The sequence below is a fragment of the Algoriphagus iocasae genome (assembly GCF_014206875.1).
Lineage (GTDB): Bacteria > Bacteroidota > Bacteroidia > Cytophagales > Cyclobacteriaceae > Algoriphagus > Algoriphagus iocasae.
The window spans coordinates 428626-452467 of sequence record NZ_JACIJO010000002.1 but is presented as its reverse complement, the minus strand read 5'-3'; the positions used below and the strand labels follow the sequence as shown (position 1 = coordinate 452467).

Here is a 23842-nt window from a genome sequence, read left to right as displayed (position 1 = left end):
AGATGGTTTTTTAACTTTAAAAAGCTTAATAATCCAAAACCACCGTGTTATGAGAAAACTATCTTTGTTGCTTTTTGCCTTGTTCTTGGCATTTACAGGAAATGCGCAGACCAATGAAACTCCATTTTTTACTTTTCGACCGACCCTTACTCCAGACGGTCAGATTATCATATTTAGTTATGAGGGAGATCTTTGGAAAGTTCCTGTTTCAGGAGGTCAGGCTGTACGACTCACAGCTATGGATGGGGAAGAGACGCTGCCTGCAGTTTCACCTGATGGAAAATGGCTGGCCTTTTCAGCCGAACAGTTTGGAAACATGGATGTCTTCATCATGCCAATGGAGGGTGGAGAAATTCAGCAACTAACATATCATGAAGCTAATGATGAGGTGGAATCCTGGAGCTGGGATAGTAAAACTATTTATTTCAACTCAGATCGATACAACCGTTACACCTCTTTTCAGATAGGTTTAGACGGAGCGACCCCCAAGCGATTGTTCCCACATTATTTTAATACAGTTCATAACACCGCAGAAAACCCTAAAACCGGCGAAATATTTTTTAATGAAACCTGGGAAAGCAAAAATTTAGCCCACCGTAAGCGTTACAAAGGTGAATACAACCCTGATATTAAATCTTACAATCCAACCACAAAAGCTTACAAACAATACACGGATTATGAAGGAAAAGATTTTGGTGTGACGATTGACCAGAATGGGAATGTTTTCTTCATGTCAGATGAAGCAAATGGGGAGTATAATTTATACACATTGAAGGATGGCGAGAAAACGCAGTTGACAGACTTTGAAAGCTCCGTGATGTGGCCAAAAGTAAGTGCCAATGGTGAAAAGATCGTCTTTCAGAAGGATTATCAGGTTTATGTTTATGACGTTGCTTCCGGAGAGACAACCCAACCGAAATTTACACTTTTCCAAAATCAAACCTTAGGAAAAGAGATTCCTCTTGAAGTCAGCGGGAAGGTCAGTTACTTCGACATTTCGCCGGACGGAGAGAAGATGGCTTTCGTTTCCAGAGGAGTATTATTCATATCCGATATCAAAGGAAAATTTGTAAAGCAAATACCAACAGATCCTAAGGAAGCTGTCGAGGAAGTGAAGTGGTTAGCCGATAACAAAACCTTGTTATATACCCGAACGGTGAAAGGTTATCATAACCTCTTTACAATTTCAGCCCAAAATCCAGGCGAAGAAAAGCAGTTGACCAGCGATGAGGATAAAAACCGAAATCTGGAATTAAATAAAGATAGAAGTCTAGGGGTCTATGTCAGTGGAAGAAACGAAGTGAGAGAAATTGATCTCAAATCCATGGCCAGTACTACATTGGTTGAAGATGAACTATGGGGATTATATACTCCGAAACCATATTTTTCTCCGGATAATCAATATGTGGTTTTCTCTCCGATAAGAAATTTCGAAAGAGAGGTAGTTGTGTACCATAGGCCAAGTAAAAAGACGATCAATCTAACAGAAACTAGAGTAACAGAAACGAATCCTGTTTGGTCACCAGATGGCAAATACATTTATTTTGTTTCTGATCGAATTCATCCAAGTTACCCCTATGGGACTACCGAAGCACATCTTTATCGAATGAAATTGGAAAGATTTGCAGAGCTCTTTAAATCTGATGAAGTGGATAAACTTTTCGAAGAAAAAGATAAAAAGGAGGAGGACAAAAAAGACGAACAAGTGGAAGTGAAAATTACTGGTTCGGACTTTATGGACAGGCTTGAATTGATAGGCCCAACCTTCGGTCAGCAGTCTTCACCTTACGTGTATCAGAAGAATGGAAAGACGACAGTTTTCTATATTTCTAATCATGACGAAGGCACTCCAAAATTGTGGAAAACTACTTTAGAAGATTTTGAAAATCCCAAAACAGAAAAAGTCGGAGATCAAAGAATGGGTGGGTTTGACATTGTGGATATCAAGGATAAACTTTATCTGCTTTCCAGTGGAAAAGTCAATACACTCGATCCATCAAGTGGAAAAATAGAGGAGATAAAATTGGATGCGAAGTTCTCAAAAAATCTGAAAGATGAATTTGAGCAGATGTATTACGAAGCTTGGGCAGGGATGGAGCAGAACTTTTATGACGGTGATTTCCATGGTGAAAACTGGCAGGAGTTGAGAGATCGATACGCCAAATTCCTTCCCTTTGTGCGCAGTAGAGCCAATTTGACCTTGATTTTCAATGAAATGTTGGGAGAATTGAATACCTCACATTTTGGTTTTAATAGCAATGGTCCAGAAAATGATATTTACTTAGGGACCCGCTCTATGGAAACTGGGATTGTCTTTAAAAATGACAATCCATTCATTGTGGATAAAGTGGTAAAAGACTCTCCACTTGATTTAGAAACTTCAGAAGTTTTGCCCGGTGATGAGTTGATTGCTGTAAATGGTAAAAATGTGGATAAGTCCAAAAACAGAAATTCATTTTTTGTCGGACCAACGATTTCAAATGAATTGGAAATGACTTTTAAAAGGGGAGGGGAAGAAGTAAAAGTGAAGGTTCACCCGACTTCTTATGGAGCATTGAAAACTTGGCTTTATGATGAATGGATGGATCAAAACGAAGCCTATGTGGATGAGAAAACTGGAGATAAAATTTCTTATGTCCATATGAAAAATATGGGTGGAGGCGAACTTCAACATTTCTTGGAGTACATGGTTTCCAATAAAGGAAATCGTGAGGGTTTGATCTTAGATCTTCGCTATAATACTGGAGGAAACGTTCATGATCCAGTCCTTCAATTCCTTAGTCAAAGAGCGTATTTGCAGTGGAAATACAGGGATGGTGAGTTAACAAACCAGCCAAACTTTTCTCCTTCGGATAAGCCTATTGTGTTGTTGATAAACGAGCAATCACTTTCCGACGCAGAAATGACTGCTGCTGGTTTTAAAGAATTGGGATTAGGGACAATTGTGGGAACAGAAACCTATCGTTGGATCATTTTCACCTCAGGCCAAGGCTTGGTGGATGGTTCCTTTTACAGGCTACCTTCATGGGGCTGTTATACCTTAGATGGTAGAAATCTGGAAAAAGAAGGCGTAAGTCCAGATATTAGAGTGAATGAAAATTTTGTGGATAGAATGGAAGGAAATCAAAAGCAGTTGGATAAGGCTATTGAAGTGATTATGGAACAATTAAAGAAGTAAAAAACCCATGATGGGTATTAATTTAAATGACACAGAAGAGAATACTATTTACAGGAGGGTCAGGAAAGGCAGGAAAACATGTAGTTCCTTACTTATTGGATCAAGGATATAGGGTTTTAAATCTAGACTTGAAACCTCTGGATCATCCAGGAGTCGATAATTTAATCGCAGATATCACTGATTCCGGACAGATGTTTAATGCCATGCGCACTTATGCCGGTTTAGATGAGTTGGAATATGGAAATGGTGTACCAAAGTTTGATGCAGTGGTACATTTCGCTGCAGTTCCAAGAATTTTGATCAATCCAGATAATGAAACTTTTCGGGTAAATACGGTTGGAACCTACAATGTGATTGAAGCAGCAGTGAAGATGGGCATTAAGAAAATCATCATTGCCTCTTCTGAAACCACCTATGGTGTTTGCTTTTCAGATGGTAAAACAGATCCAAAAGTGCTTCCACTGGAAGAGGATTACGATGTGGACCCGATGGATAGTTATGGGTTGTCCAAAGTAGTCAATGAAAAGACTGCTCGGACCTTTCAGAGAAGGTCAGGCTATGACATTTATGCCCTCAGAATCGGTAATGTCATAGAGCCACATGAATATGAGGAGCTATTTCCTCATTACTTCAAGCACCCTGAGGTGCGAAGGAGAAATGCCTTTTGCTACATAGATGCCCGTGATCTGGGACAGATAGTAGATTTATGTATTCAAAAAGATGGCTTGGGATTTCAGGTCTTCAACGCGGGTAATGATCATAATGGTGCGATTATTCCGAGTAAAGAATTGGCTAAGCGTTTCTTTCCAGGAGTACCGATCTCTCGTGAATTGGGACAGCATGAAGCGTTATTTTCAAATCGAAAGATCAAAGAAGTATTGGGCTTCAAAGAGCAGCACTATTGGAGGAAATATGTAAAAGGTTATTGAATCTTCTTAAAAACAAAAAAACTCCCGGGAAACCGGGAGTTTTTTTGATCTCTTAGGTGAGACTTATTTGATTAATTCTTTTCTTTTCAAGATCGTCTCCATAAACTTTCGTTCATTTTCAGAATTGAAAATACGGAATGGGAGGTGTATAAATTGAGCTTTGGATAAATAAAGCACATAAGCATCTTTTCTGATCTCAGCCTTTTTGATCATGTTCCACTGAACAGGCATTCCCTGACGGGTATTAATTTTCATTAAAATCTGACGGCTATCGATCTCATAAGCCATTTTTTCGAAGATGGTCTTATTTTGCTCCATTTGGGTGACTCCGGTAAATTGGATTGCCCAAAACAACACATACAATCCATAGGCTATCAATGCTCCTATAATCCACCAAATAGAAGGAATCCAGAAATAGCCACACATGATCGCCAAAGCAATTAGGATTACCCACCACTGCTCTTTGAGAATGCTGACTAATCCCATTTTAATATAAGTTCCTGTTTCCAGTTGGTATTTTTTCGTCTTTACTATCATCACTTTTATTTTCAGTGCGCAAATATCCTAGTATCCGAGGGATTAAACAAGTCGAATAAAATCATAAAAGCATGATTTCTAAGAAACAATTTGCAAAAGGCATTGATTTAAAATATGTATTGGATTATCTTAAATAAAATTTTTAGCCATGAGTAGTTTAGTAATAGATCTGGTGCTCTGCGGGTTGGCTTATGTGATCTTGATTTACTTTGTAGCCACCCTGACTCGCAACTCTCTGAAAAAGCGGGACAGTAACGGAGATGATGGAGATGGAGGAGTGGAGAATTTGACTCCGCCTAAAATTGATTTGCCTCCTGGTGTGATCTGGCCTTCTGATGTGCCTCGTAGTTCAAGGCCTGAGCCGATTGAACTTTAATGGCATTTTTCGCAAATCCCCTGTACTAATAAACTCATTTCTTTTTTCTGAAATCCATTGGGAAGTTTAATGGAAGGAAGGGTAATTGATTCCAAACAAGTCGTTTCTCCACAAACTTCACATTTGAAATGCACATGTTCATGACTGTGCTCTTCATGTTCTTCGTGGGAGCAAAGTGCATATTTAGCACCGCCACTATCATCAAGCACTTTATGAATGACATCTTTATCTAAAAATGTCTTTAAAGATCTATAAATCGTCACCCGATCAAATTGATTGTCGAGACTTCCTTCCAAATCGGCATGAGATAAGGCAACTTGCTTATCCAGAAATTCACGGATGATTTCCAGCCTGCAATCGGTGATCCGGAGTTTATGACTTTGTAATATGGAAAGTGGAGAACTCATGGGTTTTTTGTTTCAGCGCTAAATTACAAGAAAAATTCTAAGCGCTAAAATGAAAAAGGCTCCAAAAAGGAGCCTCTTCCATTCATTAAGTTGATCTTATTTTGGATCCAAAATATCATCGATTCTTGCAGAAAGGTCCTGCAAATGAAGCTTAGACATGGAATCTGATGTTCTTCCAATCGCACCATTAATCTGTCTTTGAAGAGTTTTTAATTCCCCTCTTACCACAGGTCTGATGTCAGATTGAGAAGCGTTGATCTGTGGACCTACATATCTTCTGAATGCAGCTGGGACACTAGGTTCATCTTCATTCAACAAAGTTTCAAGTCTTTCGATATGTGCTCTTTGCAATGCTCTTCTGTGTACATCAATGGTTTTACCGCTTGGTAATTCAGTCCAGATACCTTTTCTCAAATCATCAAATAATTGGATAATGTTGTAAGCTTCAGCGCCATTTAGAGCTTCATTTTCAATGACTCTTCCAAGACGGCCCCAATCAAGCACTCCATTCAATGTGCCTGCCTGTACTCCTCTGATTCTTTCCAATGCTCCGAAATCTGAAGTTCTAGCAAAGATCGCATCATTCATCAACCAAGTTGGTGTCGCAAAAAGCTCCTTATTCAAGAAATCAACAGCTGATTTTTGAATGTCTTTAGATACATGGGTGTAAACAGCCTCATCCTGGCCAGAAGACTTATATACTTCCAAAACACCTCCAACATTGGTTCTCACATGACCCATGTAGCGATTGAATTGTGTTACCACTTGACCGTACATTTCTTCCAAGTCTTCGTAATCTTTAAACGGCTTGTCTTTTTCAGCAGTCCATTCTTCCAAGTTTGGAACAATTCTTTTCAAGTTGGCAATACCATATTCAGAAGCTTTCATAGAGTTGTCTCCAAGATCTTCAGATTGTGCAGATGGGTCGTAGCTATTTCCTTGACGTCCATATCTGTAAACAGGATCACCATTTTTTGAAGTAATCCATTCGTCCAAAGTTTTTTGCTCGTCTTCTGGAGTTTTGGCATCCGGAATAGGTCTATAACCCCAAGCGATAGCATATTTATCGTAAGGGCCCACATTTGGCATTAAGCTTACACCTTCATCTCCTGGCTGGGCGATGTAGTTAAATCTCGCATAATCCATGATAGAAGGAGCTGTACCCATTGCTTTGGTAAATTCAGCATCTCTTAGCTTTTCTACAGGATAAGCATGAGAAGAAGCGAAATTGTGAGGTAAACCTAGGGTGTGACCTACTTCGTGAGAAGAAACAAATCGGATCAATCTACCCATTACTTCGTCTTTGAACTGGACGCTTCTTGCATCTGGGTTGATCGCAGCAGTTTGGATAAAGAACCAGTTTCTCAAAAGGTTCATCACATTGTGATACCATCCGATATCTGATTCCAGGATTTCACCTGTTCTAGGATCAGAAACGTGTGGTCCATAGGCGTTCTGAATGTCAGAAGCGAAATATCTGATCACTGAATAGCGTGCATCTTCAGGACTCCAATCAGGATCTTCTTCTTTGCTTGGAGCTCTTTTAGCTACGATCGCATTTTTGAAGCCAGCTTCTTCAAAAGCTGCCTGCCAATCTTCTACGCCTGCAATTAAATATGGAACCCACTTCTCAGGAGTTGCCGGGTCGATGTAATAAACAATTTGTTTTTTCGGCTCAACCAATTCTCCTCTTTTGAATTTCTCCATGTCCTCTTCCTTCACTTCCAGTCTCCATCTGTCAAGGAAAGTTCTGTTGGAAGCTTTTTGAGCATCAGAACCATAATCCACAATTGATCTGCTAAACCAGCCAACACGTCTGTCGCCTAATCTTTGCATCATCGGCTCTTCTGGAAGTAAAATCATAGAAGAATTCATCTCCAATGTGATCAAACCAGTTGAACTGTTTGATGGAGGCTCAGCAGCATTATATGTCAAAGTATATCTTGCCTCAATGTTGATTGGATACGTATGGATATGGTTGATGTAAGATCTTTCATTATCCAATCTGGATACTTTGAAACCAGTTCTTCTATTTCTTGGTAAACCCAAAGCCTGAACATCTTTACTGAATAAATCCGTTGCTTCGATGACTACACCAGTAGAATCAGTTGCTTTTGACTTCACATCGAATTTCTGAAGGATAGGCTCAAAATTCGAGTTTTTAACTGCCATAGAGATCGGTAAAGAATCAGCAGCAAAATTGTTTACGGAAACTACTTTCAGTAAAACATCATTTTCGTTTTTCTCCCATCTAAGCATTAAGGTGTTGGTACGCTCGCCACCATAGCCGATTCCATCAGCAGTTTTGGCGATTGTAGTCACCATGAGCATATCCTTTCCAAACATGGATTCAGGAATCTCATAGTAATATTTATCCTCGATCTGATGAACTTTAAATAATCCATCTTTGGATTTTGCTTCTTTGGTGATCACCTCAGAATAAGGTTTTGGACCATTCTTTGGACCGCCATTGGCGGGTTTTGCAGGTGCAGAAGTTACTGCTGGAGCATTTTTGGAGTTTTTCTTTTTCTTCTTTTGTCCAAAAGAATCCTCCGCATGCATAAAGACTCCTAAGATGCAAAGCAACAAGGTAAATCTCCGTAGTAATTTGGGTTGCATAATTTTCATTAGTTTAAGCATTCATTAACCGTCAAAAATAAACTTCATTTTCACGATTGAGTCCTTGTCAAAACATACTATTTGATAAGCGGTTTAATCCTAAAGTTAAAGGTATTCAAGTGGGCAATAAATCATCAGTGGCTATCGTAGGAGGAGGTTTGGCAGGCTTGGTTTCAGCTTTTTTGCTAGCCAAAAGCGGACATTCCACGCTTCTGATCGAAAAAAAGAACTACCCATTTCACCGTGTTTGTGGTGAATATATATCCAATGAAGCCAAAGGTTTTCTAAAAAGAGAAGGATTGTTTCCCGGGAATCTGAACCTTCCGGAGATAAAGAATTTTTTGTTTTCTGATACCCTAGGAAATCCTGTGACTCTTCCTTTAGACCTAGGTGGGTTTGGAGTCAGCCGATATGAATTTGACCATTTTTTGTTTGAGAAAGCCAAAAAAGTGGGAGTTGAAATCAAAACAGGGATTCAGGTTTTTGACATCAATTTTCAAGAAAGTGAAAATCAGTTTCAGCTCGAACTTTCAGACGGAACTGTCTTAGTTTCTGATTTTGTGATAGGGGCTTTTGGAAAAAGGTCCAAGCTGGACAAAGCTATGAATCGGCCTTTTATTGAAAAAAGGAGTCCCTATATCGGAGTGAAATACCATGTCAGAACTGATTTTTTTAGAGATACAGTGGCCCTACATAATTTCGAAGGAGGGTATTGCGGAATTAATGCAATTGAGGAGGAGAAGTTTAATATTTGCTATTTAGGAAGTAGGGATCAGTTGAGGGAATACGGCTCTTTGGAGGAAATGGAAAAGGAAATCCTTTGGCGAAATCCTTATTTGAAGTCCTTATTCTCAGAAAGTGAATTTTTATTGGAAAGACCTGAGGTTATCAATGAGATAAATTTTGAACCCAAAAAGCCTGTTGAAAACCATGTGTTGATGGCTGGTGATGCTGCTGGTTTGATTACTCCACTTTGTGGAAATGGAATGGCAATGGCGATCCAATCTGGAAAACTTGCTGCGGAATGCATCTTAGCTGGCGGAGAAAGAAAATTGGTTGAGGAAAAATACCGACGAGAATGGGAAAAACTGTTTCAAAGACGACTTTGGGTGGGTAGAAAAGCCCAACTACTTTTTGGGACAAAAAACAGTTCAGTCTTGGCCGGTAGATTAATTAAAAACCTCCCGAAACTGGCAGAGTTTATTGTGAAAAACACGCATGGAGCGCCATTCTAATACCCAAATACTTGAAGGATTTGAGTGTTTTCGAAAAAGTAATAAATGAAAAAAGCATTCAAGAAAAGCGCTGAAATAGTATTCATTCCCATTGCCCAACTGTAAGAAGCATATTTTTTAGGATTTGTCCGAATAAAGCTAAACCAGATCAGAAAATACAAAATGATCGGGGCCATGGCACCCAAGTAGACCCAGATTATTGGTTCTTGGTTTCGGGAAATAAAATACCAAACGAAAGCAATTCCCGTGATCAAAAAACATGCATTTGCAAAGAGGAACGTGCCTTTGATTCCTAGTTTTAGACTTAAAGTTTGATCTCCACGTCTGGAATCTTCCCCGTGCTGATACACTTGTGTGAGAGGATAGGAACCCCAAAGCATCAAACTTGTCAACATTCCTGGAATTAATACATGTGGTTTTACAAAGGTCGACCAGTCCAGATTACTTAGACCTGCATAAGCCATCGCAAAAGTGAAATATCCCTGAAAAAAACCTGCGATGAACCAACTTCCCCAAGGGTATTTTTTTATCCTGATTTTGGGGTGGCTGTAGGCCATGCTCACAAGGGCGTATACCAAAATCATACTTGCAAACTCCCAATTTATCTGTAACCCTAGGCCAATTGCAATTCCTAGAAACACCATGGATAGCCAAAATAGATCTGGAGTGACTTTGGGAGGAGTTTTTAATCCTCCAATGCTTTCCTCATCCCGATCATAGAAGCTATTGTAACTGTTGCTGGAAGGATATAAAAACAAATGTAGTGCTAGAAAGACCCATAAAATCCTGGATTCGTTGTGGTTAGGTGTCAATGCCAATGCAAAAAAGAAGACCGGCATCAAAAACAATGAAAATGGAATTCGAAGATGCCTTAAACTGGAAGCAGTGATCATTTCGTAGGTAGTTTGTTTCTAATAACTTTATCTTAATGGTAAGGTTATTAAAGCTAGCATCCAATTTAGAAATTATCCTGTAACTTGATCTTATGAATTCTAGCATCGTGAGCATTGGTCTTGCTAATCCGGGTTTGCCAATCAAGCAAGCTTCCATCGCAAGCTTTATGAAATTTGCCCATCAACTTGATGAAGTGGAGGCTAGAAAGCTTCGGTTTCTTTACAGGAAATCTGGGATCGAGACGAGACACAGCGTGCTATTGGATTTTGAGAAAGAGAATCCTTCTGATTTTACTTTTTTTCCTGCCAATCAAGAACTAAAGCCTTTCCCAAGGACAAAATCCCGAATGGAGGTTTTTACGAAGGCAGCTCCTAAACTCGCTTTTGAAGCCTCAAAAAAATGCCTAGATCAAGCCACTACGAATGCAGGGGAAATCACGCATTTGATTTTGGTTTCCTGTACTGGAATGGTCGCACCAGGGGTTGAGTTGGAATTGATGAGTTTATTGGGATTGCCAGATACCGTAGAGCGTTATTGCATCCATTTTATGGGCTGTTATGCGGCTTTTACAGGGATTAAATTGGCGGATAAAATTTTGAAAGCGGAACCCCAGGCAAAGGTTTTGATGGTTTCGGTGGAATTATGTACACTCCATTTTCAGAAAGAATACGTGGAGGATAATATACTTGCTAATTCACTTTTTGGCGATGGTGCTGCAGCAGCTTTATTAGAGAACTCCAATAAAGGTCTTAAAATCAAATCCTATATGAGTCAGGTGATAAGGGAGGGAGAGAAAGATATGGCTTGGGGAATCGGTGATTTCGGCTTTGAAATGAAGCTGAGCAAATACATTCCGAGCTTGCTAGATGGAGGGATTCAACAATTGAGAGAGCTTTTTGAGAAGAGGTTTAAAGTGTCGCAGATTCAAAACTTTGCAATTCATCCAGGCGGAAAGCAAATACTTTCTAAAGTACAAGAAGCGTTTGGATTGTCCCCAAAAGTGAATTTTCATGCTCTGGAAGTATTGAAGAATTTTGGGAACATGTCTTCGGCCACTATTTTATTTGTCCTTGAGAAAATGCTTCATGATCCATTGGTGAATGGAGATATTTTGTCTCTGGGCTTTGGTCCTGGATTGACTTTGGAAACGCTTCATCTGGAAAAGTAATGGGTAAGTTCTCGCAGCGAAGTACAGAGAAAGAGTTGATGGATGACTTGAACTGCTCTGGTGAGGAACTTTTGCAAACACTCAAGGAGCTCAAAACAATCAACAAATGGCTGGGCGGAAATTATGTCACGACCTCCGGTTTAAACAAGATTTTTAAAGTTTATCCACAGGATTCTTATTCCGTAGCTGATATCGGATGTGGGGGTGGAGATATGATCAGAGTAATGGCTGAATGGGCCAAAAATCAGAAAAAACCTGTTAATTTTACAGGAATCGATGCAAACAGGAACATTATTGACCTGGCTCGAGTTAGATTAACTGACCTGCCCAAAGTCTCCTGGAAAGTTCAGAATGTCTTTAATCCAGATTTTTCTGACGATAAAGTAGATATTTCTACTTGCACGCTCTTTACACATCATTTTACGGATAGCGAATTAGTAGGACTTTTGACGTCCCTTCGATCGAAGTCTCGATTGGGAATTGTAATCAATGATCTACATAGACATTGGTTTGCTTTTTATAGTATCAAAATCCTAACGCGAGTTTTTAGCAAATCTGCAATGGTACGGAATGACGCTTCATTATCAGTTTTAAGAAGTTTTTCCAGAAAAGATTGGGAGAGAATTTTGGTCCAGGCTGGGATCAAAAATTTTAGCATCAGTTGGCATTGGGCATTCCGGTGGCAAGTGAACATTATATTTTAGTAACAAATCAAACCAACCAATATTTGATATGATTGAACAATTAGGAATTTCTCAGGAAACCATCGACGGACTCTATGCTGATGGGATTAGTTTGGCAGTAGAGGTAGCTCTAAGAATTATTGCAGCCGCTTTTGTCTATTTTATAGGCCGCTTTATTGTTAAAAAGCTTCTCAATTTTATCAAGAAGACATTAGAAAAAAGAGAAGATACTCCTTCATTGAATGATTTCCTTTTAGGCTTCGCCAAAGTAATGCTGTTTTCCGCATTATTCATTGCCGTTGCAGTCACGTTGGGTATCGATGCGACTTCATTTTTAGCGATTTTTGGTGCTGCTGGTTTGGCTATTGGTCTGGCTTTGCAAGGCTCACTTTCCAATTTCGCAGGAGGTATATTAATACTGGCTTTCAAGCCTTTCCGTGTAGGACACGTCATAGTGGCTCAAGGGCATACGGGGACGGTAGCTAGAGTACAGATTCTATATACCCATTTGATGACCTTTGATAATAAAGAAGTAATTATTCCGAATGGGACTTTGGCAAATAATGATATTGTCAATATGAGTACGCAGGAGACCAGAAGAGCGGAACTCAATGTGGGTGTAGCTTACGGAACCAACATCAAACAAGCCAAAGAAATAATCTTAAACATCTTCGAAAATGACCCTAGAGCCTTGAAAGATCCCGCTCCTTTTGTTGCATTGAACAATTTTGGAGATAGCTCATTGGATATGGTGGTGCGTGTATGGGCAAAGTCTGCGGATATGTGGCCTATGTATTTCGCAGGAATGGAAGCTATCAATACTGAATTTGAAAAACATGGAATAGAGATTCCTTTCCCACAGCGCGTTGTTCATAATATGAAAGCAGAAGCTGAGGCTGAATCGAAATAAAGTCAATAAGGCGATCCAATTGGATCGCCTTTTTTAATACCTGATCAAAACTTCATTTAATTTTTTCCGCTCTATGTCTGGAACATAAGTTTCATGCTTAGGATACCCAACTGGAACAAGCAAGTAGGGTTTTTCATTTGAGGGTCTTTCTAAGATCTGGCTTAAAAAGTTCATCGGACTTGGTGTGTGAGTCACAGCAACAAGACCTGCTTGATGAATTGCTGCAATGAGAAAGCCACAGGCTATTCCAACGGATTCGCTGACATAATAATGTTGTACTTTTTCTCCTTGATCCATTCCGTAGGACTGCTTGAAGACGACGATAAGATAGGGAGCCTCTTCTAAAAATGGTTTCTCCCAATTTGTTCCTAATGGTTTCAGGTCCTCCTTCCAGGTATCACTCATCCTTCCTGAATAACTGATTTTCTCTTCTTCTTCTGCGGCCTCCCTGATTTTTCTTTTGATTTCTGGGTTGGAAATCAAACAAAAAGTCCATGGTTGTTTATGTGCTCCAGAAGGTGCTGTGCTTGCTGTTTTGATAATGTTTTCCATTATCTCTTCTGGAAAAGGCCTAGGGTCAAACTCCCTGACAGTTCTTCTTTGATCCATCATTTGGAAAAATTCCTGAGAATTTTTGACGAGTTGATCAGGACTTACTTGGGTTTTGTGGTAACGGACATGATCAAATCCGTCTATTTTCTTTTTATCCATAAATAAAAAACGGCTACCGTTAAAGATAGCCGTTTTTAAAAGAATGTTTCAAGCCTTAATCAAAGGTGATTTCTTTAACTCCACCTGGATAGGAAATTGTAGCAGATTTGTCGCAAGTTCCTGTTCCGTAATCCAAAGTCATTTTGACACTTTTATAGGTAAATTCAATCAAACCGCTGGTTGGATTATAAACTCCTGATTCGATGCAGCTTTGTGATAATTTCAATGCTTCAGTAATCTCAGCAGTATAACCGCTTCCTTCTTTGCTATTTCCACTGGCAGTACCGGTAATAGTAGCTTCATAACCCGAACTACCCAACTTTACTTCTCTGACTTCATTGGAATTGATCGTTACAAAACCTCCGTCAGGCCAAGTAATCTTTCCATTTTCGATTTTAACTGCGATGGTCACTGTGCTAGAAACTAAATCTAAACCGATATTGGTTAAGGTTCTGGTTCCCTCTACTTTGTAACCATTTACCTCATATCCATCAAAAGTTGTGACAATATTGGCACTTGGAATGAGTAGGTTTCCTGAGTATTTGATCATGATTTTCCCTTTTCTGGAAACGCCATTTGGGCTGACACAACCATCTCCAAAATCAATCACAATGGTTTTATTGGCTTCATCCATTACAAATTCTGTGGATGCACAAAAATCAGGACTGTTGGTTTCAGTTTTTCTTGCCCCAAGTCCAGATTCCTCCAAAACTGCAAGAGTTAAATTATCTAGGTCTTCAAATTTTTGATTGACTTCAGAGAATTCAGTAGCGATGGTAGTGTCTGCTACGACTGGTTCATCGTCATCACCTGACGAACAAGAAAATCCTATAAAAGCAGATAATGCAATCAATAGGAATGGTGGAAATTTTACAAAGCGATACATAGAAAGTTTGAGGTTTGGGATGAAAAATGAATTCATTTCTTAGACTATAAAAATCACGTCTGGTTTATTCAGAAATGCAAATTGAATTATTTTGATAAAAGTAATGAAATCCGACCTTAAATGAAATTACTTGTCTTTTTCCTTAGTAGGATCATCATTTTTGACTTTGGAGGATTTTGTCTTTCCACCTACACAGCCTATGTTTTGGGTAAAAGGAATATCTTCTGGAAGAATGCCCATACCAATACCAATTTCCCATTCCTCAGAATAAGCTTCATTTTCTGGTTCTTTTTTGGGACTTGTTTTTTTTGATTTCTTCATCAGTTCTTGAAATAATACATTCGCTTTAACTAGTATTTAGTACGGGAGAATGAATCTGAAGTTGAAAAATCCTGTTTCTAATGGTTCATTTAAAAACGGTAGGGTTGACTATCTTTGGGCATGAAGGAATTTGATTTTGGTACGGAGGATTTATCCGGAAAGATTGCAGAAATAAAGAAAAAATCAGGAAGCCTGTCATTTTTGAGGCTTTTGCTATTTGTAGGAATTGGAATAACAGGAATTCTGAGCATCTCCCAGACTTTGGTTTGGGCTATTCCTTTCCTAATCATTATTGGCTTTTTTGTGGTTTCTATCCAGAAGTACAATTTTTTGAAAGATCAGGAGGCCATTTATCAGGCTTTGATAGATATTCTTGCAAAGGAGGAATTACGAATTGCTCGAAATCTTAAATCCATTGAAAACGGCATTGAGTTTCAGGATAAAAGCCATCCTTTTGCGAATGATTTGGATCTTTTCGGAGATCATTCACTTTTCCAGCTGGTCAATCATACCGTAACCAAAGGTGCGAGAGTGAAGCTCTCCAACTTGATGAAATCTCCATTTGATCAAGAAATGGCAAAAAAGCTTCAGGATGCCAGTCAAGAACTTTCTCTTAATCCGGGGTTTTTAAGAGCAATTGAAAGTAGCGGGAAGGCTTTTTATTCAGAAGATAAAAAGAATTTGAATTGGCAGAATTGGCTTGGAAACAAAAAGGATATTTCACCTATCCTCTCTGTTCTTGCCTTTGTTGGCTCAATAGGAGGTCTAACTGTAATAATCTTGGTCGCTTTAGGACTAATTCCATCAGCACTTCTTGGGCTTTGGGTTTTAATTGGGTTTATCCCGCTTGGTTTTGTTTTCAAAAGTTTGAAAGAGGCATCAGATAAACTGCCATCCCGAAGTCAGCTTAAAGCATTTTCTACTTGGCTAAGAGAATTGGAGAAAATGAATTTTGATTCCTCTTTATTGAAAGAGAAGCAACATCATATTCTAAGAAATGAGATCAGTGCTTCACAGTTATTTAATCAGTTGGATAGATTAGGACTGTGGATAGATAATAGGATTAACATTCTTTACATACCGTTCAACTTATTACTCTGGACAGATCTATTTTTAGCTAGGAAACTTCAATTATGGATCAATCAACACGGTGAAGAAATGTCCAAAATTCCCGAACTGTTGGAAGACTGGGAATTGCTTGTCTCCTTAGGCGCTTTCGAAAAAGAGATTGGTTTTCAAAGCCAAGTAACATGGACAGATGATGCCAACCTTTTTGTCGAAAATATTTCACATCCATTATTGAATCCGGATAAGGCTATTTCAAATGATTTTCGATTGGGCGATTTAAAAAGATTTGTGCTGCTTACTGGAGCAAATATGAGCGGCAAAACAACCTTCATGAGAACTCTAGGTATCAATTGTGTAATGGTGAATATGGGATTGAAACCCTATGATGCCAATTTTACAATGGGTAATTTCCAATTGTATACCAGTATGAGAAATACCGATAATCTTGGAGAAAGTGTCAGTTCATTTTATGCAGAATTGAGTAGAATTCACACGTTGATTGAGCGGTTGGAAAATGGAGAAAAGATCTTTTTCCTGTTGGATGAGATTCTCAAAGGAACCAACACTGAAGACAGGATTGCCGGCAGTGAGGCACTGATCCGACAAGTTGCCAAAACGCCGGGCTTTGGAATAGTGAGTACCCATGACATTGAATTATCAGCATTGGAAGGCAAAATTGAAGTAGTAGAAAACCGGAGTTTTCATTCGGAGATATTGGACGATACCATCAACTTTGATTATAAATTAAAGCAAGGCCCATGTCCGAGTTTCAACGCACATAAACTCATGGAATTGATGGGCATAAAATTCCAAGATCAATAAAGGGTTTTTCCTTCGCCTAGATTCTCGTATTTTTGGGCTTCAATAATTCGTATGGCTAGTCAATCTCAAATTTTAGGTGTTCTCGGTGGAGGACAATTAGGAAGAATGTTGATCCAATCAGCAATCAATTACAACCAAGATATCCACATTTTGGATCCGGATCCCAATGCTCCTTGTAAAGACCTTTGTCAGAAATTTACAGTAGGTTCTTTAAAGGATTTTGATACGGTTTATGCGTTTGGACAAGATTGTGATGTGATCACTGTCGAAATTGAAAGTGTTAATACCGAAGCACTTATGAAATTGGAGTCTGAGGGAAAACAAGTTTATCCACAGCCTCATATTCTAAAGCTTATTCAAGATAAAAGAGAGCAGAAGCAATTTTATCAACAACATGCAATACCTACTGCTGAATTTATTCTGACTGAAAATAAAGAAGAAGTTATCCACAATAAATCCTTCCTTCCTGCTGTGAATAAACTAGGAAAAGAAGGGTATGATGGAAGAGGTGTTCAAGTATTGAGAAGTGAAGCAGATTTGGATAATGCATTTGATGCTCCTGGGTTATTGGAGAAGTTGATTGACTTTGACAAAGAAATTGCGGTGACAGTTGCTAGAAATGCTGCTGGAGAATTAACAGTATACCCAGCAGTGGAATGCGCTTTTCACCCGACAGCAAACTTGGTAGAATTCCTTTTTGCGCCAGCGGATATTTCTGAAGAGGTTGAAGAAAAGGCCAAAGAAATAGCAAAAGATGTCATTTTAAAACTTGGAATGGTTGGGATCCTGGCTGTTGAAATGTTTGTCACCAAAGAAGGTGAGATTTTAGTCAATGAAATTGCGCCGCGTCCACATAATAGTGGGCACCATACGATTGAGGCAAATTTCACCTCGCAGTTTGAGCAGCATTTGCGTTCAGTGATGAACTGGCCATTGGGTAGTCCTGATTTAAGATGCCCGGCAGCCATGATCAATTTGCTTGGAGAAGAAGGGTTTACTGGCCCCGCAATCGTAGAAGGTCAAGAAACTGCTTTGGCAGAGAAGGGTGTTTACATCCATTTATATGGAAAGAAATTGACAAAGCCTTTTCGAAAAATGGGGCATGTGACTGTTCTTGATGAAGATGTAACAAAGCTGAAGGCGAAAGCCATGAAAATAAAGGATCTTATTAAAATCAAATCCAACTAATGAAACCATCTGTAGGAATAATTATGGGAAGTCAGTCTGATCTTCCTATCATGGCTGAAGCAGCTCAATTTTTGGAAGAACTGGGTGTAGGATATGAGCTGACAGTAGTGTCTGCACATAGAACTCCGCAAAGAATGATAGACTATGCTGGTTCTGCCAGAGAGCGAGGCATAAAAGTGATCGTGGCAGGAGCTGGAGGAGCAGCACATTTACCTGGAATGGTTGCATCTCTGACAAGCCTTCCAGTAATAGGAGTCCCAATTTTAAGTTCCAACTCTATCGATGGCTGGGATAGTATATTATCAATTCTCCAGATGCCATCTGGGATTCCAGTGGCTACTGTGGCCTTGAATGGAGGCAAAAACGCAGGGGTTTTGGCAGCTTCAATAGTCGGAGCATTTGATTCTGAAGTAGCTGCTAAAATGGATTCTTTTAAAGCAACTTTAAAAGAAAAAGTAGAAGCTTCAGCAGCTCAAATCGAAGAAAAGGGCTGGAAAGAGATTTTGAAAAAATAAAAAATGCGGCTCTCAGGCCGCATTTTCTTTATCATATGAACTGGAAAAAACCAATTCGATTTAAAGTTGGGGGTGAAGATTGGGAAGTCCCTTTAAATATCCTCATTCTATTTGTGGCCATCACATTAATCCTCATGGGATTTGGAGCTTGGATGGGATTTAGCTTCGGTGGAGGGAAAATTTAATCAGTAAAGATTCCCCAGCCATCATCGTATTTTTCTGTCGAGTCAAATCCTCTTACCCAATCCACAAACAGTTTCCTATAATCCTCGATTGCATCTCTTAATAACTGAAGATGCTCTTCTGCATGTGTGGATTCTACTGCTAATTGAAAAGTCATTGCTCTTAGGCTTTTTGCATGAACTTTCATGATGGTGGCATTTTCCATTTTGGCAACATAATCATCGATTGCCTCTGCTCCGGCAAATTTGGAGCTCATCAAGGTGGCATCCTCCATCATGATTCCGCCATACAACTCTTTTCTGGCTTCATCGAGACTTCCTACCAAGGCATGCGTCAATCCTACAATGTCTTTTGCTTTTACCATCAAAGGATGACGGTAAATTCGGTTCTGTTCCTCTTCAAAGCTTTCGCCATCTTCATCCCAGTCCGAATTTTCATCAAAATCATCCCACATGAGTACTTCTAATTAATTAAAATGGCAAAGTGTCCTCGTCGCTATCAGAATGAAAACTGCTGACTTCAGGCATTGAATTCTGTGATGGGGCAGGAGCTCCTGCGCCAGTTCGGTCTACTTTATATGCTTTAACATCTGTATACCATCTGCCATTGTATTCACGGCTTTCTACATCAACTCCCAAAGTAACTTGCTCACCTACTTGAATTGCGAACTGATCAATTTTATCTCCCCAAATGGATAAGCAGACTTTTTTAGGATAATTTCCACCCGTTTCTAAAATGTATTCTTGCTTTCTCCATGCATTTCCATTTCTGGAATTACCACCTGCTTCTGGTAATATTTGAATGATCTTTCCGCTTAATTCCATCTTCTAAATTTTTTTATTTAATAATCACGAAGGTAATCAAAGGTCAGTAAATCTCCCGACTGAAGGAGGGGAATTTAGTATAGATCTTGACCAAATTTTAACATTTTTTGGCATGGTCATTGGGTAATTGTGAAAACCATTCCCGAAGAAGTAGGCAAATAATTGTGTCTTTTTGATAATTCTCAAAAGGAAATTTTGTTTGAGTCCTTTATGAAAATTGCTTGAGTAAAAAACTTGGCTTTCTTTGCAGGGAAGATTTTGAAATCATATTTTTAAAACTGTTTCATTATGTTTCATACTAAATAAATACTATGGTATAGACTTCTACGTTGTTCATAAACCAACTGAAGATGAGTAAAAGAAAAGGACCTCAAGACAGCGAGTTGATCGCTCAGTATCGAAGTGGAAACGAAGCTGCCTTTGATCTTTTGGTAGATAGGTACCAGAGTAAGTTATATACCACAATTTTCCTGATCGTTAAGGATCAGGCAATTGCTGAAGATTTGTTGCAGGAAGTATTTGTAAAAGTTGTGAAAACACTCAATTCAGACAAATACAATGAGGAAGGGAAGTTCCAGCCTTGGGTGATGCGAATCGCACATAATTTGGCGATCGACCATTTTAGAAAAGCTAAAAGGTATCCGATGATCCAAATGGAAGATGGGTCCAATATTTTCAACTCTCTAAGATTTGCCGAAGAAACTTTTGAAGACCGGCAAATGAGAGATGAAACCATCGAATTGGTCAAGAGGCTGATCGAAGAACTTCCAGAAGCTCAAAAACAAGTGCTCATAATGAGACATTACTTGGATTTGAGTTTTCAGGAGATAGCAGATCAAACAGGAGTAAGTATTAATACCGCTTTAGGAAGAATGCGGTATGCCTTGATACATTTAAGAAAAAAGATGAAACACCTTAATGTAGCCTATGATAAAACTATTTACCCCAAATGACCTGATAAGATATATTTATCAGGAAATGACGGAGGTTGAACAAGAGAAATTAGTGCAAGCCTTGCATCAGGATGAGTCTTTGATGCAAGAATATGTGGAAATGCTGAGCACTTTGGAACAATTGGACCAAATCAAGCTTCAACCTTCGGAAAAAGTAGTAACTGCCATCAAATCGAGGGCAAAGTCTACGGGACTAGAAAGAGTCTGAAAAAAGGTAACCCCGCAAAAAGCGGGGTTTTTTTATAGCTCTTCATTAATAAAATCAGCGGCTTTTTGAATGGCCTCGGCATATGATTTAAAATCCAGACCATGGCCCTCCCCAGGATAGGATTCAAAATAATAAGAGACATTGTTCTCCTCTAATTTTTCTGCCAGAAGCTCACTTTGTGAAACAGGTACTACGACGTCTGCAGATCCATGAAAAAAGGCAGTAGGAATACTGTTTGGCGTCACATAAGTAATTGGACTTGACATCGCATAAGCATCGGGATTACTTTCAGGAGTTCCACTTAATAGTAATTGAAGCCCCTGCTGAGTAAGGGTGTTGAATTCGAATAGGCTTGTTAAGTCTGTTGGCGGGAAAAGCGCCAAAACAGCTTGGATGTTTCCGACATTCTGATGTTTATAGCTATGAAGTAGCGCTAAATGTCCGCCTGCACTAGCGCCGGCAAGGATGATTTTGTTAGAAACGTTCCATTCATCGGTTTTGGATAAGATATAGCTGATTGCGTCCATGACATCATTTTCCTGAGCTGGAAACTGCCCCGTACCTGTATTTAAGTTGTATAGACTATAATTTAATGAGATAATTGCATACCCTTGGAAGGCTGATTCGATTAAACTTCTAAAAACAAGGATTTCGCTTTTGTCTCCACTATTCCATCCGCCTCCATGTATATATATAAAGAGTGGTGTTTCGGAAGTGCTTCTTCCAGCAGGAAGATAAACATCCATTGAATTTGCCACATCTGTTCCATAAGATTCATTAAGGATATCAATTGCCTCTAATTCTTTGGAAGGGGATTCAGAATCATTGTTACATGTAAAAAAGAGAATTGAAAGTGAGGCAATCAGTAAAAAGCGAATTTTAAAAACATGGATCTTCATAGCCATTTGATTAAAGTTGAAATAATTTTTTTTGTTTTAAGATCATAAGGGGGTTTGATGAGAGTCGAATTATTTAAACCAACCCGTTGTTTCAAAACACCTTTTTCATTGGAAAAAGCAAGATATCCAAAATACCCATGTGATTTTCCTATGCCACTATTATTGACTCCTCCAAATGGAAGGTTGGGGTGAAGGAAATGAAGTACACAGTCATTTAGCATGACATTGCCTGAACTTGTTTGATGTAGCACTTCTTTATATGCTTCATCGTCCTTTCCAAAATAATACAGTGCCAGAGGTTTTGGTTTTGAATTGATAAGTGAAATTGCTTTCTCGAGTTTTTTATAAGTTAGAATTGGAAGAATAGGACCAAAAATTTCTTCATCAAGGATTGTCATTGAGTCGTTTAAATCACCAACCAATGTAGGTTCTATATATAATGTCTCCGGATCGCTTTTTCCTCCAAATTCAATCTTAGCTCCTTTATTTTTGGCGTCATTTAATAAAGTCAGCAGGCGTTGATAGTTTTTTAGATTGATGATTCTGGCCAAGTCTTCAGAATGTTCTAAACCCTTCATTTCAGGATCGTACATCTTTTTGATAGCAACTTTTAATTCCATCATGAAGTGTTCTTTTACCTCTTCATGAACAAGCAGATAATCCGGAGCGATACAAGTCTGTCCACAATTCAGAAATTTGCCCGACACAATTTTTTCTGCTGCATCTTTGATGTCAGCTGTATTATGCACGATAGTTGGTGATTTTCCACCCAATTCTAAAGTCACGGAACTTAAGTTCTTGGAAGCGGCCTCCATTATTTTTTTGCCAACTGCTGGACTACCAGTAAAAAAAATATGGTCGAAAGGTAATTCAAGAAGCCTTTGAGAAACCTCAACTCCTCCTTGAATAACAGCAACCTCAGATTTATCAAATAGCTCGTCAATCATATTTTCGATCAAACCTGATGTATGGGGGGTCAGCTCCGATGGTTTTAGTATTACTGGACATCCTGCAGCCAGAGCTGAAACCAATGGTCCAATCGCGAGATTAAAAGGATAGTTCCATGGACTGATAATCAAAGAAGCACCTTTAGGTTCAAAATAAATTTTGCCTTTGGTACCCAACATTGATAGGCTGGAATCCACTTTTTTTGGTTTCATCCAATGCTTAAGATTTTTTATTGCATGATTTATCTCAATAGTAATTGGGAATATCTCGCTGAGTTCAGTTTCTGGGAATGGTTTTTTAAAATCTTCATAAAGCGCAGATTTTATCCTTTTCTGATTTTTAAAGATCCATTTGCGAATTGTTTCGAGTTTTTTAATTCGATCTGCGGCTGTGGATTGTCTCCATTTTAAAGAAGATTCTAATTGTAGATCAAAGATATTTCGTAGTTCTTCCAAGGTGGGATGTTGTTTTTCAGGCATGCTACATTATTTCACTCCTTTAATTTTTTGGTAATTATCTAATCGGATATTTATTCTGGTAAAAGTTAATTTTTTAGAGGTAATAAAGAGAATAGGTATAATTTTTTTTGATAGAAATCAAATCGGGATTTTTCAACTCTAAATAGGAGCGTTTCAGGAGTGAAAAGATATTTTTTAAATAGATGGACACAATGCATGTCCAAGTAGTGTTTTTATGAAATCTTAAAAATATGAAGTTGATTTTTTTAAGAATGACATAGATTTACAGGTTAAATTCCTTTCTAGTAAAATATGGAAAATTCTTTACCTGAACGGCTAACTCATGCACAGATTTTCCTGAATCAAGAAGCAGATTTGTAAGTATTAATTTCTTTTTCTTATGGAATTTACCTGTGGAAATTCCTAATTTTCAAAAATTCTTGTTTAGTTGAATTGTTTTGGTATCAAATTGTAAAGCAAGCCCTTTTACATTTAGAATTTTTTGCTGAATTACTCGATCTTCAATTGTATCCAATCTCAAGTCTTCGCTATTTTGACTTTGACAAGAGCATGCTGAGAAGTGTGCACAAGAAGGAGCTGGAGCGTACGGCGATCATGCTGAAGCGCATGCCGAACCTGATGCTGTACATCGAGGGGCATACCGACCAGCGGGGAGATGAGGAATACAACAAGGCCTTATCGGAAAGAAGAGCGGATGCAGTGAAAGCCTACCTGACCAAGCGAGGAATCGAGGAGAACAGGATGGAAGAGACCTGGTTCGGGGAGACCAGACCGGTGCATGACTGCAACGAGGTGACCTGTACCCCTGCGATGCACCAGCTGAACAGAAGGACCGAACTGAGAGTGGGCAAGTCCCAGTTTACCTACTCTGGTAGACAGAAAAAAGTAGACGTGATGTAAA

Annotated in this window: 25 protein-coding genes; 14 read left to right on the top strand and 11 right to left on the bottom strand. The window is 38.9% G+C overall.

The features are described from left to right. Positions 1-49: 49 nt before the first annotated feature. Positions 50-3178, top strand: a complete 3129-nt coding sequence (locus FHS59_RS09380; protein WP_184494888.1) for a S41 family peptidase — start codon at positions 50-52, stop codon at positions 3176-3178. A 26-nt stretch (positions 3179-3204) separates the two neighbouring features. Then, positions 3205-4107 (top strand): NAD-dependent epimerase/dehydratase family protein, encoded by a 903-nt coding sequence (locus tag FHS59_RS09375; protein ID WP_184494887.1) that lies wholly within the window; start codon positions 3205-3207, stop codon positions 4105-4107. Positions 4108-4170: 63 nt separating this feature from the next. Here FHS59_RS09375 and FHS59_RS09370 read toward each other — a convergent pair whose 3' ends face one another. Then, a complete protein-coding gene (locus tag FHS59_RS09370; protein ID WP_184494886.1) occupies positions 4171-4644 on the bottom strand; it encodes a YcxB family protein in 474 nt (157 codons plus the stop codon). A gap of 148 nt (positions 4645-4792) precedes the next feature. On the opposite strand from FHS59_RS09370, the gene FHS59_RS09365 reads away from it, so the two are divergent. Further along, entirely contained in the window at positions 4793-5020 is a 228-nt protein-coding gene (locus tag FHS59_RS09365; RefSeq protein WP_184494885.1) for a hypothetical protein, read from the top strand. On the opposite strand, the gene FHS59_RS09360 is transcribed toward FHS59_RS09365, so the two are convergent. Together FHS59_RS09360 and FHS59_RS09355 are read right to left on the bottom strand one after the other, a co-directional pair. Continuing rightward, positions 5017-5427 carry a Fur family transcriptional regulator gene (locus FHS59_RS09360; protein ID WP_184494884.1) on the bottom strand — a complete coding sequence of 137 codons (411 nt, stop codon included), beginning with the start codon at positions 5425-5427 and terminating at the stop codon, positions 5017-5019. The two genes, FHS59_RS09365 and FHS59_RS09360, sit on opposite strands and share 4 nt — an antisense overlap. A 96-nt stretch (positions 5428-5523) precedes the next feature. Next, a complete protein-coding gene (locus FHS59_RS09355) occupies positions 5524-8055 on the bottom strand; it encodes a zinc-dependent metalloprotease (protein ID WP_184494883.1) in 2532 nt (843 codons plus the stop codon). A gap of 110 nt (positions 8056-8165) precedes the next feature. On the opposite strand from FHS59_RS09355, the gene FHS59_RS09350 reads away from it, so the two are divergent. Next, positions 8166-9281: an NAD(P)/FAD-dependent oxidoreductase gene (locus FHS59_RS09350; RefSeq protein ID WP_184494882.1), complete on the top strand. Its 1116-nt coding sequence runs from the start codon at positions 8166-8168 to the stop codon at positions 9279-9281. Here the strand turns inward: FHS59_RS09350 and FHS59_RS09345 are convergent. Further along, entirely contained in the window at positions 9278-10174 is an 897-nt protein-coding gene (locus FHS59_RS09345; RefSeq protein ID WP_184494881.1) for a UbiA family prenyltransferase, read from the bottom strand. The two genes, FHS59_RS09350 and FHS59_RS09345, sit on opposite strands and share 4 nt — an antisense overlap. Positions 10175-10266: 92 nt before the next feature. Between FHS59_RS09345 and FHS59_RS09340 the strand changes: the two genes are divergently transcribed. Genes FHS59_RS09340 through FHS59_RS09330 form a run of 3 tightly spaced genes read left to right on the top strand, consistent with a single transcriptional unit; the run spans position 10267 to position 12936 of the window. Next, the gene (locus FHS59_RS09340) at positions 10267-11343 is read left to right on the top strand and encodes a type III polyketide synthase (RefSeq protein WP_184494880.1); all 1077 of its coding nucleotides are present in this window, start codon (positions 10267-10269) and stop codon (positions 11341-11343) included. Further along, complete coding sequence (locus tag FHS59_RS09335; RefSeq protein WP_184494879.1) at positions 11343-12047, top strand: methyltransferase domain-containing protein; 705 nt, start codon at positions 11343-11345, stop codon at positions 12045-12047. Before FHS59_RS09340 ends, FHS59_RS09335 begins: the two co-directional genes overlap by 1 nt. A gap of 28 nt (positions 12048-12075) precedes the next feature. After that, a complete protein-coding gene (locus FHS59_RS09330) occupies positions 12076-12936 on the top strand; it encodes a mechanosensitive ion channel family protein (protein WP_221444478.1) in 861 nt (286 codons plus the stop codon). A 33-nt stretch (positions 12937-12969) separates the two neighbouring features. On the opposite strand, the gene FHS59_RS09325 is transcribed toward FHS59_RS09330, so the two are convergent. The 3 genes from FHS59_RS09325 to FHS59_RS09315 all read right to left on the bottom strand — a co-directional run bounded on the left by FHS59_RS09325 (position 12970) and on the right by FHS59_RS09315 (position 14854). Then, entirely contained in the window at positions 12970-13647 is a 678-nt protein-coding gene (locus FHS59_RS09325) for a nitroreductase family protein (RefSeq protein ID WP_184494878.1), read from the bottom strand. 55 nt (positions 13648-13702) lie between these two features. After that, positions 13703-14569 (bottom strand): hypothetical protein, encoded by an 867-nt coding sequence (locus FHS59_RS09320; RefSeq protein ID WP_184494877.1) that lies wholly within the window; start codon positions 14567-14569, stop codon positions 13703-13705. 90 nt (positions 14570-14659) lie between these two features. After that, complete coding sequence (locus FHS59_RS09315) at positions 14660-14854, bottom strand: hypothetical protein (protein ID WP_184494876.1); 195 nt, start codon at positions 14852-14854, stop codon at positions 14660-14662. A gap of 120 nt (positions 14855-14974) precedes the next feature. On the opposite strand from FHS59_RS09315, the gene FHS59_RS09310 reads away from it, so the two are divergent. From FHS59_RS09310 to FHS59_RS09295, 4 genes are read left to right on the top strand one after another with little or no spacing between them, the layout of a single operon-like run. Beyond that, entirely contained in the window at positions 14975-16744 is a 1770-nt protein-coding gene (locus FHS59_RS09310) for a MutS-related protein (RefSeq protein ID WP_184494875.1), read from the top strand. A 51-nt stretch (positions 16745-16795) separates the two neighbouring features. Then, a complete protein-coding gene (locus FHS59_RS09305; protein ID WP_184494874.1) occupies positions 16796-17932 on the top strand; it encodes a 5-(carboxyamino)imidazole ribonucleotide synthase in 1137 nt (378 codons plus the stop codon). Next, positions 17932-18447 carry a 5-(carboxyamino)imidazole ribonucleotide mutase gene (gene purE, locus FHS59_RS09300; RefSeq protein ID WP_184494873.1) on the top strand — a complete coding sequence of 172 codons (516 nt, stop codon included), beginning with the start codon at positions 17932-17934 and terminating at the stop codon, positions 18445-18447. The genes FHS59_RS09305 and purE overlap by 1 nt, the downstream gene beginning before the upstream one ends. A gap of 35 nt (positions 18448-18482) precedes the next feature. Then, positions 18483-18632, top strand: coding sequence for a hypothetical protein (locus FHS59_RS09295; protein ID WP_184494872.1), 150 nt, complete (start codon positions 18483-18485; stop codon positions 18630-18632). Here FHS59_RS09295 and FHS59_RS09290 read toward each other — a convergent pair. After that, positions 18629-19084 carry a hypothetical protein gene (locus FHS59_RS09290; protein ID WP_184494871.1) on the bottom strand — a complete coding sequence of 152 codons (456 nt, stop codon included), beginning with the start codon at positions 19082-19084 and terminating at the stop codon, positions 18629-18631. The genes FHS59_RS09295 and FHS59_RS09290 overlap by 4 nt on opposite strands. Before the next feature lie 16 nt (positions 19085-19100). Beyond that, on the bottom strand, positions 19101-19454 hold the full coding sequence (locus tag FHS59_RS09285) for a DUF3127 domain-containing protein (RefSeq protein WP_184494870.1): 354 nt from the start codon (positions 19452-19454) through the stop codon (positions 19101-19103). A 350-nt stretch (positions 19455-19804) separates the two neighbouring features. On the opposite strand from FHS59_RS09285, the gene FHS59_RS09280 reads away from it, so the two are divergent. Both FHS59_RS09280 and FHS59_RS09275 read left to right on the top strand, forming a co-directional pair. Beyond that, the gene (locus FHS59_RS09280; protein WP_184494869.1) at positions 19805-20407 is read left to right on the top strand and encodes an RNA polymerase sigma factor; all 603 of its coding nucleotides are present in this window, start codon (positions 19805-19807) and stop codon (positions 20405-20407) included. Further along, positions 20382-20615, top strand: a complete 234-nt coding sequence (locus tag FHS59_RS09275) for a hypothetical protein (RefSeq protein ID WP_184494868.1) — start codon at positions 20382-20384, stop codon at positions 20613-20615. The genes FHS59_RS09280 and FHS59_RS09275 overlap by 26 nt, the downstream gene beginning before the upstream one ends. Positions 20616-20647: 32 nt before the next feature. On the opposite strand, the gene FHS59_RS09270 is transcribed toward FHS59_RS09275, so the two are convergent. Together FHS59_RS09270 and FHS59_RS09265 are read right to left on the bottom strand one after the other, a co-directional pair. Then, entirely contained in the window at positions 20648-21520 is an 873-nt protein-coding gene (locus FHS59_RS09270; protein WP_246388382.1) for an alpha/beta hydrolase, read from the bottom strand. Beyond that, positions 21511-22941 carry an aldehyde dehydrogenase family protein gene (locus FHS59_RS09265; RefSeq protein ID WP_184494867.1) on the bottom strand — a complete coding sequence of 477 codons (1431 nt, stop codon included), beginning with the start codon at positions 22939-22941 and terminating at the stop codon, positions 21511-21513. Before FHS59_RS09265 ends, FHS59_RS09270 begins: the two co-directional genes overlap by 10 nt. A gap of 432 nt (positions 22942-23373) precedes the next feature. On the opposite strand from FHS59_RS09265, the gene FHS59_RS09260 reads away from it, so the two are divergent. Further along, positions 23374-23841, top strand: a complete 468-nt coding sequence (locus FHS59_RS09260) for an OmpA family protein (protein WP_246388380.1) — start codon at positions 23374-23376, stop codon at positions 23839-23841. Position 23842: the final 1 nt, after the last annotated feature.

Excerpts from the sequence above, each read along its gene's own strand:
- FHS59_RS09365 (WP_184494885.1), top strand. The coding sequence starts at position 4,793 with ATGAGTAGTTTAGTAATAGATCTGGTGCTCTGCGGGTTGGCTTATGTG.
- purE (WP_184494873.1), top strand. The coding sequence starts at position 17,932 with ATGAAACCATCTGTAGGAATAATTATGGGAAGTCAGTCTGATCTTCCT.
- FHS59_RS09360 (WP_184494884.1), bottom strand. The coding sequence starts at position 5,427 with ATGAGTTCTCCACTTTCCATATTACAAAGTCATAAACTCCGGATCACC.
- FHS59_RS09380 (WP_184494888.1), top strand. The coding sequence starts at position 50 with ATGAGAAAACTATCTTTGTTGCTTTTTGCCTTGTTCTTGGCATTTACA.
- FHS59_RS09325 (WP_184494878.1), bottom strand. The coding sequence starts at position 13,647 with ATGGATAAAAAGAAAATAGACGGATTTGATCATGTCCGTTACCACAAA.
- FHS59_RS09315 (WP_184494876.1), bottom strand. The coding sequence starts at position 14,854 with ATGAAGAAATCAAAAAAAACAAGTCCCAAAAAAGAACCAGAAAATGAA.
- FHS59_RS09305 (WP_184494874.1), top strand. The coding sequence starts at position 16,796 with ATGGCTAGTCAATCTCAAATTTTAGGTGTTCTCGGTGGAGGACAATTA.
- FHS59_RS09270 (WP_246388382.1), bottom strand. The coding sequence starts at position 21,520 with ATGGCTATGAAGATCCATGTTTTTAAAATTCGCTTTTTACTGATTGCC.
- FHS59_RS09355 (WP_184494883.1), bottom strand. The coding sequence starts at position 8,055 with ATGAAAATTATGCAACCCAAATTACTACGGAGATTTACCTTGTTGCTT.
- FHS59_RS09370 (WP_184494886.1), bottom strand. The coding sequence starts at position 4,644 with ATGATAGTAAAGACGAAAAAATACCAACTGGAAACAGGAACTTATATT.
- FHS59_RS09290 (WP_184494871.1), bottom strand. The coding sequence starts at position 19,084 with ATGTGGGATGATTTTGATGAAAATTCGGACTGGGATGAAGATGGCGAA.
- FHS59_RS09265 (WP_184494867.1), bottom strand. The coding sequence starts at position 22,941 with ATGCCTGAAAAACAACATCCCACCTTGGAAGAACTACGAAATATCTTT.
- FHS59_RS09330 (WP_221444478.1), top strand. The coding sequence starts at position 12,076 with ATGATTGAACAATTAGGAATTTCTCAGGAAACCATCGACGGACTCTAT.
- FHS59_RS09345 (WP_184494881.1), bottom strand. The coding sequence starts at position 10,174 with ATGATCACTGCTTCCAGTTTAAGGCATCTTCGAATTCCATTTTCATTG.
- FHS59_RS09280 (WP_184494869.1), top strand. The coding sequence starts at position 19,805 with ATGAGTAAAAGAAAAGGACCTCAAGACAGCGAGTTGATCGCTCAGTAT.
- FHS59_RS09320 (WP_184494877.1), bottom strand. The coding sequence starts at position 14,569 with ATGAATTCATTTTTCATCCCAAACCTCAAACTTTCTATGTATCGCTTT.
- FHS59_RS09335 (WP_184494879.1), top strand. The coding sequence starts at position 11,343 with ATGGGTAAGTTCTCGCAGCGAAGTACAGAGAAAGAGTTGATGGATGAC.
- FHS59_RS09375 (WP_184494887.1), top strand. The coding sequence starts at position 3,205 with ATGACACAGAAGAGAATACTATTTACAGGAGGGTCAGGAAAGGCAGGA.
- FHS59_RS09295 (WP_184494872.1), top strand. The coding sequence starts at position 18,483 with ATGAACTGGAAAAAACCAATTCGATTTAAAGTTGGGGGTGAAGATTGG.
- FHS59_RS09310 (WP_184494875.1), top strand. The coding sequence starts at position 14,975 with ATGAAGGAATTTGATTTTGGTACGGAGGATTTATCCGGAAAGATTGCA.
- FHS59_RS09285 (WP_184494870.1), bottom strand. The coding sequence starts at position 19,454 with ATGGAATTAAGCGGAAAGATCATTCAAATATTACCAGAAGCAGGTGGT.
- FHS59_RS09275 (WP_184494868.1), top strand. The coding sequence starts at position 20,382 with ATGATAAAACTATTTACCCCAAATGACCTGATAAGATATATTTATCAG.
- FHS59_RS09340 (WP_184494880.1), top strand. The coding sequence starts at position 10,267 with ATGAATTCTAGCATCGTGAGCATTGGTCTTGCTAATCCGGGTTTGCCA.